The 13,396-nt window shown below is 73.8% G+C and carries 9 protein-coding genes; 7 read left to right on the top strand and 2 right to left on the bottom strand.

Translation table 11 applies throughout. The annotated features are described in order from the left end of the window. Positions 1 to 208: 208 nt before the first annotated feature. Complete coding sequence (locus tag D476_RS0107490; RefSeq protein ID WP_017623331.1) at positions 209 to 2,770, top strand: ATP-binding protein; 2,562 nt, start codon at positions 209 to 211, stop codon at positions 2,768 to 2,770. 477 nt (positions 2,771 to 3,247) lie between these two features. Continuing rightward, complete coding sequence (locus D476_RS0107485) at positions 3,248 to 4,039, top strand: AMP-binding protein (protein WP_239648624.1); 792 nt, start codon at positions 3,248 to 3,250, stop codon at positions 4,037 to 4,039. Between the two features lie 753 nt (positions 4,040 to 4,792). On the opposite strand, the gene D476_RS0107475 is transcribed toward D476_RS0107485, so the two are convergent. After that, positions 4,793 to 5,740 (bottom strand): alpha/beta hydrolase, encoded by a 948-nt coding sequence (locus tag D476_RS0107475; protein ID WP_017623328.1) that lies wholly within the window; start codon positions 5,738 to 5,740, stop codon positions 4,793 to 4,795. 150 nt (positions 5,741 to 5,890) lie between these two features. Further along, entirely contained in the window at positions 5,891 to 6,403 is a 513-nt protein-coding gene (locus D476_RS0107470) for an ATP-binding protein (protein ID WP_017623327.1), read from the bottom strand. Positions 6,404 to 6,785: 382 nt separating this feature from the next. Here D476_RS0107470 and D476_RS0107465 point away from each other — a divergent pair, with 382 nt between their 5' ends. From D476_RS0107465 to D476_RS32405, 5 genes are all read left to right on the top strand, one after another. Further along, the gene (locus D476_RS0107465; protein ID WP_017623326.1) at positions 6,786 to 7,787 is read left to right on the top strand and encodes an ATP-binding protein; all 1,002 of its coding nucleotides are present in this window, start codon (positions 6,786 to 6,788) and stop codon (positions 7,785 to 7,787) included. 428 nt (positions 7,788 to 8,215) lie between these two features. After that, positions 8,216 to 9,808, top strand: coding sequence for an ABC transporter substrate-binding protein (locus D476_RS0107460; protein WP_017623325.1), 1,593 nt, complete (start codon positions 8,216 to 8,218; stop codon positions 9,806 to 9,808). An 83-nt stretch (positions 9,809 to 9,891) separates the two neighbouring features. Then, the gene (locus D476_RS0107455; RefSeq protein WP_017623324.1) at positions 9,892 to 10,845 is read left to right on the top strand and encodes an ABC transporter permease; all 954 of its coding nucleotides are present in this window, start codon (positions 9,892 to 9,894) and stop codon (positions 10,843 to 10,845) included. Further along, positions 10,842 to 11,738 (top strand): ABC transporter permease, encoded by an 897-nt coding sequence (locus D476_RS0107450; protein WP_017623323.1) that lies wholly within the window; start codon positions 10,842 to 10,844, stop codon positions 11,736 to 11,738. Before D476_RS0107455 ends, D476_RS0107450 begins: the two co-directional genes overlap by 4 nt. Continuing rightward, a partial coding sequence (locus D476_RS32405; protein ID WP_017623322.1) for an ABC transporter ATP-binding protein occupies positions 11,738 to 13,396 on the top strand: 1,659 nt, incomplete at its 3' end. The genes D476_RS0107450 and D476_RS32405, both read left to right, overlap by 1 nt.

Genomic DNA, 13,396 nt, shown 5'->3' with positions numbered 1-13,396 from the left:
CGACCGCCCGCCCCCGGACACGACCGGGAGCGGCGCGGACACGCGGAGTGCCGGAAACCGGACGCCTCCGATTCCCCCGTACCGCTTGCACGCGCCGTGCTCACCTACTAAGAACAGAGCCAAACCACGCTCGCACGATCCACGACTCCCCCTCAACGCCCTTACCCTCAGGCAAGGTGAGAGCGGCCCCCGACCGCCTGATCGCGTGATGGCCATGGCACCTCGTACCGCGCCGGCGCGGCAGAACCTCCCCCTGGAATCCGACAGCTTCATCGGCCGCGAGCGCGACCTGAGCGACCTGCTCCGCCTGCTGGAGGCCGACCGGGTCGTCACCTTGTGCGGGGTGGGCGGGATCGGCAAGACCCGGCTGGCGCTGCGGGTGGCGGCGCACGCCACCGGCTCCTTCGCCGACGGGGTGTGGCTGGCCGAGATGGCGGGGCTGGCCACCGCGCACGAGGTCGCCGCCCGGGTGGCCGCGGCGGTGGGGGTCACCGAGGAGGCCGGGCGGCCGCTGGAGGACACGCTGCGCGACGCGCTGCGCTCGCGGCGGGTGCTGCTCCTGCTGGACGGCTGCGGGCACGTGGCCGGGCCGGTGGCCCGGCTGGGCGCCTCGCTGGTGGAGTCCTGTCCCGAGGTGTCCCTGCTGATCACCTCCGAGGAGCCGGTGCGCATCCCCGGCGAGGCCATCTGGCGGGTGCCGCCGCTGGCGCTGCCGGGGCCCGACGGCGAGGCCGACGCCCGCGACTCCGAGGCCGTGCGGCTGTTCCTTGAGCGGGCCCGGGACGCCCGCCCCGACCTGTCGGCCACCCCGGGGACGGTGGCGGCCGCGGCGGCGGTGTGCCGGGCGGTGGGCGGCATCCCGCTGGCGGTCGAGCTCACCGCGGCCTGGCTGCGCCGCCTCTCCCCGGAGGAGGTCGCCGCCCAGGTCACCGCGTGCCTGCGGGGGCAGGCGGGGGCGGCCCCGCAGCCCCGGCGCAACCGCCCGCGCCCGTTCGGCTCGCGGGAGGCGGTGCTGCGCGCCCTGCTGGACCACGTGCACGGCCTGCTCAGCGAGCAGGAGCGGGTGCTGCTGCGGCGGCTCTCGGTGTTCGGCGACTGGGACCTGGAGTCGGCCGAACGGGTCTGCCCGGGCGGCCCGGTCGAGGAGGGGGCGGTGCTGGACCTGGTCTCCTCTCTGGTCGACCGGGGGCTGATCGCGCTCACGGCCGAGCTGCAGGAGCGGGTCCGCTACCGGCTTCCCGGGACGGTGCGCCGCTACGCCGCGGAGCGGCTGGAGGCCTCCGGTGAGCGGGACCGGGTGCTGCTGCGGCACCGGGACCACATGCTCGCCGCCGTCGAGGACCTGGGGGAGGCGGCGGTGGCCGGGCGGCTGATGCCCTGGGCCGAGCGGTACGGCCGGTGGCGCCGCGTGGCGATCGAGTACGACAATGTGCGCGCGGCGCTGCACTGGACGGCGCGGCGCCGCGACACCGAGGCCGGGCTGCGCTTCTGCGCGGCGCTGCGGGCGTACTGGGTGACCGGCTACCACTTCACCGAGGGGACGCAGTGGAGCGGGCTCTTCCTCAACGAGCCGGGCGCCGGCGGCCCGCCCCCCGCGGAGTCCGATCCCCCCGCGTCCGCGGCCCCCGCCCCTCCCGGCACCGGACCCGACCCGAAGGGCGAGGGCGGAGGCGCCCGCGCGCGGGCACTGCTGTGCCGTGCCGAGCTGGAGTGGGCCCGGGGCCGCACCGGGACCGCCCGGCGCCTGGCCGAGGAGGGCCTGGCCCGGTGCCGGGCCGACGAGGACGCCGCCACGGTCGCCATGGGGCTCAACCTCCTCGCCCTGCTGGACCTGCGCGCGGGGGACCGCGCCGCCGCCGAGGCGCGCCTGTCCGAGGCGCTGGCGCTGGCCCGCTCCGCCGGTGACCTGTGGAACGAGGCGCTGGCGATGAGCGGCCAGGGCGCGCTGGCGGCCTACCGGGGCGACCTGCCCGCCGCCGACGCCCGCTACAGCGCAGCGCTGATGATCCTGCGCGGAATGGACCACCGCTGGGGCGTCGGGGTGGTGCTCATCGGGCAGGCCACCGCCGCCGAGCGGCAGGGCGACCTGGCCGCCGCCGACCGCTGCTACCGCGAGTCGCTGGACATCCAGCGCGACATCGGAGCGGCGCCGGAGCTGGCCCGGTGCCTGTACGGGGTGGGCCGGGTCGCCCGCGCCTTCGGGTCGGCCGCGCAGGCCTACGACTACCTGAGCGAGGGGCTGGTTCTCAGCCAGAGCACCGGCCAGCGCGCGGGCGTGGCGGTGGGGCTGTCCTCCATCGCCCGGGTGGCGGCCGGGGACGGCGACGTCGCCGAGGCGTGCCGCCTCGCCGGGGCGGGGGCCGCCCTGCGCGAGCGGTCCTCCCCGCAGCGGCCGGCCCGGTCCTGGGCGTGCGCCGCGGCGGAGCTCGGCGTGGACGCGGCGGAGCTGGCGGCCTGGTGGCACGAGGGCCGCCGGATGGACCCGGGCGCGGCGGCGGCGCTGGCGCTGCGGGTCGCCGAGACCGGTCGGCTGCCCCGGCCGCGCACGCCCCAGCGCGAGGCGGTGCCCGAGCGCCGGGATCTGACCGCGCGCGAGCTGGAGGTGGCCCGGCTGGTCAGCCGGGGCCTGGGGAACCGGGACATCGCGGTGAAGCTGTTCATCGCCCCGGCCACGGTCGCCCGGCACGTCGCCAACATCAACCGCAAGCTCGGCTTCCACTCCCGGCGGCAGATCGCGGCATGGGTCGGCGGCCCGGGGCCCACCGGGTGAGCCGCCTCCGGGGNGGCCCCCCCCGCCGATCCCCGCGACGACCTGCTATTTCAGGATCACGACGGTCTTGGGCACGGAAAATACATATGCAGGTGCACACGTGAATGCATGTGCAAACGCCGATTCGCGCGCTAGTGTCGTGCACATGAGGACGCCGAGCCCCGCCGACGTCAGGCGGAGGGGCGAGGCCCTCGGAGGTCCTGGAGGTGCGAGTCTCCAGGGCACCGCGGAGCGGCCGTGCGGAGTGTCCGCCCGGCGGCCCTGCTCCGTCCCCTCGGGGGCGGCGGAGCGGGGGTCCGGCGGCGGCACCGCGGAATCGCTGGAGGACCGTGCGGCCGCGGGTGCGGAGAGGGGAGGCACCCGCGGCGCCGACGGGCACGGCGCTACCGGGCTCGCCACGTGGAGGGGGCGTGACGAGCCCGGCAAGCGATGGCACCGGGCGGACCGGTGCCCGAGCGAGGCGATGTGGGGGACGGGATGAGGGATCTGCCCGCGCACGGCACCCCGGCCGGTTCGCTCACCGAGGGGCTGCTGGAGCGGCTGCAGAGCTCCGCCCGCACCCCCGCGGTCACCGCGGCCGACGGCGCGCGCACCCCGGCGATCGTCTTCGCGGCCACCGCCGAGCGGGCCGCCGCGGGGCTGGTCCGCCGGGGCGTGCACCCGGGGGACGTGGTGGCGGTGCTGGCGCCGCCCTCCCCCGATCGCCTGCTGGCGGTGTTCACCGCGCTGGCCGCCGGGGCGGTGGTGCTGCCGCTGGTGGAGGGCGACCCGGCCACCGCGGCCGAGGTGCTCACCACCACCGACACCCGCATGCTGCTGGTGTCCGAGGCGCTGGCCCCGGACGCGCTGGCGCTGGCCGACCGGTCCCGGGTGCGCCAGGTGGTGGCGTTCGGCCAAGCCCCCGAGACCACGCCGTTCGACGAGCTGCTCCTGCCCGGCCCCGAGGGGGCCGAGCCGGACCGGGCCGCCGGGGAGGCCGGGTGCGGGCTGCTGACCTACGAGGCCGACGCCCGGTCGGTGCGCACCGCGGTGCACGGGCAGGACGAGCTGCTGGGCCGGTTCCGCGCGCTGGACGCCGAACTCGCCCTGACCCCGGAGGACACGGTGGCCCTGGACGCCGCCATGGCCGAGCCCGAACAGGTGGTGCTGGCCGCGGTGGCGCTGTGGAGCGGGGCCTCCGTGGTGGCCTCCCTCGGAGCGCCGCCGTCCGAGCTGGCCGCCCTGGGGGTGACGGTGCAGGGCTCACCGGCCCCCGCGCGCATCGGCTGATGCGCGCGCCCGGTCCAGGGGAGGTGCGCCGGCTCCCGTCCGATTCCGCCGGTGCACCTCCCCGTCCCGGGGCCGCGCCGTCTCGGGGGTGTCCGCGCGGGTCATGGCCGTAGAGGGCACCGGCAGCGCGATGTCCATCGCTAGGACGCCGTGCTCCCGAGGGACAGGGGGCGTCGGCGTGGGCGTTGCCGTCGGCCGATGAGAACGCGGCGAGGGCCGTGCCCGGGCGTCGCGCAGTGGGCCGTGGTCCACGCAACGCCCTTGGATCGTTGATGGGAGACTCTGCATCGTCTGCGGTCACGGCGAGGGCCGCCCGCGGCCGGTGCGTGCGGGCCGGGTGCGCCGGTGGGTCACGTCCGCTGGAGTGGTGTCATTTCCGTCCGGCCAGGCCGGCGCGGGCGTCACGGTCGTGGGGCGGCCCGCCTCGGTGTCGGTGCCGTGACCGGCGCCCCGGCTGTCGCTGGGCGGCCGAGGACCGACCGTCCAGGGCGGCCGCGGCCGCCGAAGGTTCCACCACTCCAAGGTTCCACCACTCCAGGACGCCATCCGCCAGTGGATCGGGGCGGAGGTCCGGACGCTGAACGGGCGACCCGGGGCCGGAGCGCCGTACCGGGTGCGCCGCCGCGGGGTGTGCCGAATGGGCTGCGCGCCCTACGCCGCGATCCGGCACGACCCGCCGATCGGCGCCCCGGCCAAGCGGTTCCCGGTGGTCTTCGACCGACCACCGGGGCGCACACTCCCCATCAACACGCCCTAGCTTCGCAGGGCCCTGCGCATCGCGTCGTAGAAGGGCTGGGCCGACCTCCGGGCCGCCGGGACGGCGTGCATCCAGCGCAGGAAGCTGTGCACCATGCCGGGCGCGTCCCACGACTCGACCGGGACCCCGGCCTCCTCCAGGCGCTTGGCGAAGGCGGTGCCGTCCTCCTTGAGCGGGTCGTGCTCGGCGGTGAGGATGAACGTCGGCGGGAGGACCGACAGGTCGCGGGCGCGCGCCGGGGGCACGTAGTGCGGCAGCTCGGAGAGCGGGAAGTCGCCGAGGAAGGCGCGCATGTACCAGCCGAGCTCGTCGGCGCTCATGCCGCCGGAGTCGTCGGCGCCCTCCCCCGCCGGTCCGGCGAAGCCCTCGCCGGAGGCGGCCCCGGTGCCCGGGTAGACCAGGCCCAGGTGGACCGGTCCGGGCACACCGCGCTCGGCCGCGATGAAGGCCGTGCACAGGGAGAGGAAGCCTCCCGCGCTGTCCCCGGCGACCGCGATGCGGCCGGGGTCGGCACCCAGGGCGGCGGCGTTGTCGCGCAGCCATGTGTAGGCCGCGAAGCAGTCCTCAAGGGCGGCGGGGAAGCGGTGCTCGGGGGCCATCCGGTAGTCGACCGAGACCACGAGCGCCCCGGCCTGCTCGGCGAGCAGGCGGACCGCGTTGTCGTGGGTGTCCAGGCCGCCGACGACGAAACCGCCGCCGTGCAGGTACAGCACCGCGGGAAGGCCCTCTCCGGCGGTGGGCCGGTAGACGCGCACGGGGACCTCCGGAGCGCCCTGGGGGCCGGGGACCGTGCGGTCCTCGACGGAGTGGAGCAGCGCCAAGCGGGGCGCCTCCAGCGCCTCCCCGCGCTCGCGGGCCCGTTCGGCCGGGACGTCCAGCGCGTCGTCGAAGACCACCTCGGTGAGGGTGTCGATGTAGGCCTGAAGTTCGGGGTCGACCGCCATGCCGCCCGTCTCCTGTTCCGCTCGCCGGGCGCCCGCGGCGCCGCCGGGCAGGACCCCGGCCGGGAGCGAACCTACCCGCCCTCCGACCGATCATCACATCAAGGAGGAAACAGGTGCATAACGGACAGCTCGCGGGGCGCACCCCGCCGATCAGGACTCGGGCAGGTCGATCTCGAACCAGGCGACGTGGGTGCCCTCGCCCCGGTACTCGCCGCTGCGCGAGGTGCAGCTCTCGATGATGAGCTTGCCGCGGCCGTAGTCGCCGTCGGCCTCGCGCAGCTCGCCGTCGGGGCCGGCCTCCGCGCTCTTCTCGCCCTGGTCGGCCACGGCGACCCGGATCAGGCCGCGCTCGGTGCGGATGGACAGCGTCATCACCCCGCCCACCTGGCCCGAGCGCGAGTGCAGCAGCGCGTTGGTGGCCAGCTCGCTGGCGGCCAGCTCGGCGTCGTCGATGGAGTCGGCCGGGACCGGGCCGCCGGGGAGCCGGACCCCCTCCAGGACGTCGCGCACCCGCGCGCGGATCGAGCGCACGGCGGTCAGGTTGCCCACGCAGCTCCACACGGTGTGGTCGGTGGCGGCCTCCGCGAACTCCTCCTCGGCCAGGCCGGGCGCGGCGACGGGGTCGGCAGCGGCGTACTCCTGGAGTCGCTGCGATTCGGTCATCCCCGTGTCACTCCCATCACCGGCCGACGGTAGCCGCCGCCCTCACCTTAGACAAAGGCGCACCATGACCAGGACAGCACATCCGGACCGGCAGGGCTGCGGCAACCCCACAAAACGCGCCTCCGTGTCGGGTCCCGATACGACAAAGGACGCGCCCGGACGTCAACACCCCTGCCGACCTGGGCATTCCCACCCCCTGCCCGGGGGCGGCCGGAGCGCGGGGCGCCCCGTCCGCCCGCCGGACGCCCCCGCGGCGCGCCGGGGATGCGGCCGGGGTGAAATCCCTGACACCGCCCCCTTTCGGAACGATAATCGTTATCATCACGGGCACCCCGCACCGCGGGGCCCACACGACCCAGGGACCACGTTCGGAAGGCACCAGATGAAGATCGCGTTCGCGGGCAAGGGCGGAAGCGGCAAGACCACCCTGTCCGCCCTGTTCACCCGGTTCCTCGCGGAGTCCGGCCACACGGTGGCCGCCATCGACGCCGACATCAACCAGAACCTCGGCGCGGCGCTGGGCGTGCCCGCCGCCGAGCTCGCCGCGCTGCCGACCCTCGGCGGGCACCTGGCCGAGCTCAAGGAGCTGCTGCGCGGCGACAACCCGCGCATCCCCACGGCCGGGGACATGGTCAAGACCACCCCTCCGGGGCACGGCTCGCGCCTGCTCGGCCTGTCCGGGGACAACCCGGTGCACGACAGGTTCGGCCTGCGCGCGGCCGGGGGCGCCATACTCATGGCCACCGGGCCCTTCACCCCCGACGACCTGGGGGTGGCCTGCTACCACTCCAAGGTCGGCGCGGCCGAGATGTACCTGAACCACCTGGTGGACGGGGCGGGCGAGTACGCCGTGGCGGACCTGACCGCCGGGGCCGACTCCTTCGCCTCCGGGCTGTTCACCCGCTTCGACGTCACGTTCCTGGTCGCCGAGCCGACACTGCGCGGGGTGGGGGTGTACCGGCAGTACGCCGACTACGCCCGCGAGCACGACGTGCGGATCATGGTGGTCGGCAACAAGGTGGAGGACGAGGCTGATCTGGAGTTCCTCCGTGAGCACGTCGGGGATGCGCTGGTCGCGACGTTCGGGCACTCGCGCTTCGTGCGCTCCATGGAGAAGGGCCGCCACCCGGCGCTCGGCGAGCTGGAGGAGGCCAACCTCAAGACGCTCGCCTGGATGCGCGACGCGGTGGACGCGGTCCCCAAGGACTGGGAGAAGTTCACCCGGCAGGGGGTGGAGTTCCACCTGCGCAACGCCGACGCCTGGGCCGAGGCGGCCACCGGGCGCGACCTTCGGGGGCAGGTGGACCCCGGTTTCACGGTCGGCCCCGAGGCGCTGGCCGAGAGCCGCCGGACCCTGGCCGACCCGGAGGCGGGGCGCCGCTGACCCCGTCTTTACCAAGCATGCGCTTGATATAACCCAAAACGGGCGAAACCAACCTCAAACAACACGTTTTCACGTATCGCCCGCATCGATTCGGTCACGACCTCGCGGCCCCGGAGGCACCTTCCGGGGCCGCGACACGCGCTCGCACCATCCGGACGGCAGTGCGCCTGGCGCAACTTGCGATAATCGCATCTTCCCTGGTCACGCCCATTTTAGCTACGCGCCGTGACGAAATGCCATCGGGTGTCCAGCACCGTCCGTTTTCACTGTGTGCAAGCGATTGACCACGGTTTGACGTGCATCTTCGTGGTGATGACTATCGGTCGGGTCGGCGCATGCGTGCGCCGCGGGTGCCCCTCCCTTCGCGCCTCCCCGACCCGGCGCCGAAGCGCACCCTGTCCCGACCCCAGCGCGAACCGAGGTGTCACGTGTCGTCCCTGCCCACCGATTCCGACCATCAGCCCACCGCCCGGGACGCGAAGGCGGCGCCCAGCCGCCGCAGCGTCCTGATGGCGGGGGCGGCCGGCGCCGTCGTCGTCCCCGCCCTGTCCGCCTGCGGCTCGGGCTCCGGCGGCGACGGCGGCTCGGGCGGCGGACGCCTGCGGGTCGGCGTGGCCGGCGGCTCGTCCAACGACACCGTGGACGCCCACAACCCCACCGACAACCCCGACATCGCCCGCGTCTACAACCTGTACGCCGGGCTGTGCCGGTTCGCCGCGGACTTCTCCATCGAGATGGCGCTGGCCGAGTCGCTGGAGCCCAACGACGCGGCCGACGTGTGGACCGCCACCCTCAAGGAGGGCCTGACCTTCCACGACGGATCGCCGGTCAATGCCGATGCGCTCATCTTCACCCTCAAGCGCATCACCGACCCGGACAAGCCGGGCACCAGCGCCCAGCAGCTGGCCACCATGAAGCGCGACGACCTCAAGAAGGTCGACGAGCGCACCGTCGAGATCCCCTTCGAGGAGGGGTACGTCAACTTCAAGGAGCTGTGCGCCGAGTACGCCATGGGCCTGGTGCCCGAGGGCTACGACCCGGAGAACCCGGTCGGCGCCGGCCCGTTCGCCTTCTCGGAGTTCACCAAGGGCGAGCGCAGCCTGTTCACCGCCTTCGACGACTTCTGGGACGGCCGCCCCAAGGTCGACGAGGTGGAGATCATCAACTTCGCCGACGAGAGCGCCCGGGTCAACGCCCTGGTCAGCGGCGAGGTCGACGCCATCGCCCAGGTGCCGCACTCGCAGATCGAGGTCATCGAGTCCAACGACGCGCTCCAGATCATGGAGTCGGAGTCGGGCATGTGGCTGCCGTTCACCATGCGGGTGGACAAGAAGCCTTTCGACGACGTGAAGGTGCGCCAGGCCTTCCGGCTCATCGTCGACCGCCAGAAGATGATCGACCAGGCCCTCAACGGCCACGGGCTCGTCGGCAACGACGTGTACGGGCGGTTCGACCCCTTCTACGACGAGGACCTGCCCCAGCGCGAGCAGGACATCGCCGAGGCCCGCAAGCTCCTCAAGGAGGCCGGCTACGAGGACGACCTGGAGGTCGAGCTGGTCACCGGCCCGATCAACGCCGGGGCCGAGGCGGCCGCCCAGGTCTTCAAGGAGCAGGCCAAACAGGCCGGGGTCACCGTCAAGCTCAAGCGGGTCACCAGCGAGGAGTTCTACGGCGACAACTACCTCGAGTGGACCTTCGCCCAGGACTTCTGGAGCGCCCGCCACTACCTGTCCCAGACCGCCCAGGGCTCCTACCCCGGTGCACCGTTCAACGAGACGCACTGGGAGGACGAGGAGTGGATCGAGATCGTCGACAAGGCCCGCGCCGCGACCGACGACGCCGAGCGCGAGAAGCTCGTGCAGCAGGCGATGAAGATCGAGTACGAGCGCGGCGGCTACATCATCTGGGGCTTCCCCAGCATGATCGACGGGCTCAGCAAGAAGGTGAAGGGCTTCGAGCCCTCCGTGGTCGGCCACCCGCTGGGCGGCTACAACTTCCGCGCGGTGACCGTCGAGTCCTGACGGTCGAGCACTGACCGGACGGGGGCGGCGCGCCGACGCGCCGCCCTCGACGAACGCCCGCTCCCGCAGACTCGAAGGTCACCATGCTCCGACTGATCCTGTACCGCCTGTTCTACGGGCTGCTGACGCTGTTCGTGGTCTCGCTCGTGGTCTTCGCGGCGACCCAGGCCCTGCCCAGCGACCCGGCCCAGGCCATCCTCGGCCGCGAGGCCGCCGACCCCGACCGGTTGGCGGCGCTGCGCGAACAGCTCAACCTCGACCAGCCGCTCGCCCTGCAGTACTGGAGCTGGCTCAGCGGCGTCGCGGTGCTCGACTTCGGCACCTCGCTGTCCGGCGGGATGCCCGTCTCCGAACTGCTCGGCCCGCGCATCCAGGCCAGCCTGACCCTGATGCTGGTGACCGCGGTGATCGCCGCCCCGATCGCCATGGTGATCGGCGCGTTCGCCGCGCTGCGCCGCGACCGCCGCTTCGACCACACCTCCTCGATGGTCACCCTGGTGCTGGCCGCCGTGCCCGAGTTCGCGGTCGGCATCGCCGGAATCCTGCTGCTGGCCACCGGCGGCCTCAAACTGCTGCCGGCCGTCTACGCCGGAAGCTCCACCGAGGTGCTGGCCAACCCCGACCAGCTGGTGCTGCCGGTGCTGACGCTGGCGATCGCGGTCAGCCCGCCCATCATCCGGATGATGCGCGCCTCCATGATCGAGGTCCTGGAGAGCGAGTACGTCCAGCAGGCCCGGCTCAAGGGCCTGCCCGAGCGCACCGTGATCTGGCGGCACGCCGCCCCCAACGCGATCGGGCCGGTCGCCCAGGTGATCGCGCTGCAGCTGGGCTGGCTGGCCGGCGGCGTGGTCGCGATCGAGTTCCTGTTCAACTTCCCGGGGATCGGCAAGGCGCTGATGGACGCGATCGAGGCCCGCAACCTCCCGGTCATCCAGGCCGTCACGCTGCTGATCGCCGCCGTGTACGTCCTGGTCAACCTGGTCGCCGACGTCGTCGGGCTGGCCGCCAACCCGAAGGTGAGGGTGTCGTCTCGATGAGCACCGCCGCCACCGCATCCGGCGCGGCGCCCGCCGCGCCCGCCTCCCCCGTCCGCCGCCCCGGCCTGCTGCGCACCGCCTGGCGCTTCCACCGCACCAAGATCGGCGTGGTGCTGGCCGGCGCCGTGCTGCTGGTCGCCGTGGCCGGGCCGTTCCTCAGCCCGTTCTCCCCGACCGAGATGGCCGGGATGCCCAACAGCGCGGCCGCCGACGGCACCCTGTTCGGCACCGACGAGGTCGGCCGGGACGTGTTCAGCCGGTTCCTGCACGGCGGCTACACGCTGGTGACCATCGCCGTGGCCTCGGCCCTGGCCGGGGTCGCCGTCGGCGCCGTGCTGGGCATCGTCGCCGGGTACCTGCGCAACTGGGCCGACGAGCTGATCATGCGCACCAACGACATGCTGCTGGCCTTCCCGCAGCTGGTGCTGGCGCTGCTGCTGCTGTCGATCCTGGGCCCCCAGGTGTGGCTGCTCGTCACCATCATCGCGCTCTCGCACGCCAACCGGGTGGCGCGGGTGACCCGCGAGGCCACGCTCAAGGTGGTCGAGCAGGACTTCGTCAAGTCCGCCGAAGCGATCGGCGTGCCCCGGTGGCGGATCATGGCCGCCGAGATCCTGCCCAACATCACCAGCCCCCTGCTGGTCGAGCTGGGCCTGCGGATCACCTACTCGGTCGGCACCATCGCCACGCTGAGCTTCCTGGGCATGGGCCTGCAGCCGCCCCAGGCCGACTGGGGCCTGATGATCAACGAGGGCCGCACCGCCATCACCATCCAGCCGTGGGCGGTCGTGCTGCCGGTCACGGCGGTCGCGGTGCTCACCATCGGCGCGAACCTCATCACCGACGGGCTCTCCCGGGCCTCCATCGGGATCGACCGGGGGGTGGAGAAGTAATGACCGGCTCCGAAGCGAAGGCGGACACCGGCGAGGCCGCCGGGCGCGGCGGAACCGCGCTGCGCGTCGACGGCCTGGCCGTGGTGGGCCGCCCCTCGAACGTGGAGATCATCTCCGGGGTGTCGCTCACCCTGGAGCGCGGGCACATCCTCGGCCTGGTCGGCGAGTCCGGCTCGGGCAAGACCACCCTGGGGCTGTCGCTGCTGGCGCACTGCAAGCGCGCCACCCACGTCTCCCAGGGGACCATCGAGGTGTCCGGAACCCCGCTGACCGGGCTCGGCGAGACGGAGGTGCGGCGGCTGCGCGGCCGCGCCGTCGCCTACATCCCGCAGTCCCCGGCGTCGGCGCTCAACCCGGCGCTGCGGCTGCGCACCCAGCTCACCGAGGCGCTGCACGAGTGGGACGAGCAGGAGCGCGGGCCGCGCGCCGACCGGGTGCGCGAGGTGCTGCGGGAGGTGGCGCTGCCCGACGACGACGCGTTCCTGGGGCGCTACCCGCACCAGCTCTCCGGCGGCCAGCAGCAGCGGGTCGCCATCGCCATGGCCTTCGCCGGGTACCCCGACGTGATCGTCATGGACGAGCCCACCACCGGGCTGGACGTGACCACGCAGGCGCACGTGCTGCAGACCATCCGGTCCATGACCCGCGACTACGGCACCGCCGGGGTGTACATCAGCCACGACATGGCGGTCGTCGCCGACCTGGCCGACGACATCGCGGTGATGTACAAGGGCGAGGTCGTCGAGCGCGGCGCGGCGGCCCGTGTGCTGGCCGAGCCCGAGCACCCGTACACGCGGCGGCTGCTGCGCGCGGTGCCGCTGCTGCGCACCGAGGGGCACCCCGACCCGGAGGACCCGGCCGACACACCGGTGCTGGAGGTGAGCGGGCTCCAGGCCGGGTACGGGCGCACCACCGTGCTGCGCGACATCGACCTGGAGGTCCAGCGCGGCGAGTGCGTGGCGCTGCTGGGCGAGTCCGGGTCGGGCAAGACGACGCTGTCGCGGTCGGTCGCCGGGCTGCACACGCAGTTCTCCGGGGGGCTGGTGTTCGACGGGGAGGCGCTCGCGCACAGCAGCTACCGGCGCACCGCCGAGCAGCGGCGCCGGGTGCAGTACATCTTCCAGAACCCCTACGAGGCGCTGAACCCGCGCAAGCGGGTGCGGGACCTGATCCTGGCCCCGTACACGCACCTGGCGGGCAAGCCGAAGGACCCGGACGCGGTGGTGGCGCGGGCGCTGGAGCGCGCGGCGCTCCCGGCCTCCTACGCCGCGCGCTACCCCGAGCAGCTCAGCGGCGGCGAGCGGCAGCGGGTGAGCATCGCCCGCGCCATCTCCACCGGCCCCGACCTGCTGATCTGCGACGAGATCACCTCGGCGCTGGACGTGTCGGTGCAGGCCGAGATCGTGGAGCTGCTGCGCAACCTGCAGGACGAGGGGATGGCGCTGCTGTTCGTCACCCACAACATCGCCCTGGTGTCCAACATCGCGCAGAAGGTCGCGGTGCTGAACAAGGGCGAGATCGTGGAGTACGGGCACGTGGGCGAGGTGATGGCGCGGCCGCGGCACGAGTACACGCGCGCGCTCATCGCGGACACGCCCGACTTCGAGCTGTCCCTGCCCCCTGCCGACAGTGATCTCCAGGCACCGGAGGCGGCCGGG

This window comes from Nocardiopsis chromatogenes YIM 90109, assembly GCF_000341185.1.
Classification (GTDB): domain Bacteria; phylum Actinomycetota; class Actinomycetes; order Streptosporangiales; family Streptosporangiaceae; genus Nocardiopsis_A; species Nocardiopsis_A chromatogenes.
Note: the sequence above shows the minus strand (reverse complement) of the source record. Positions and strands in the feature narration are given on the sequence as shown.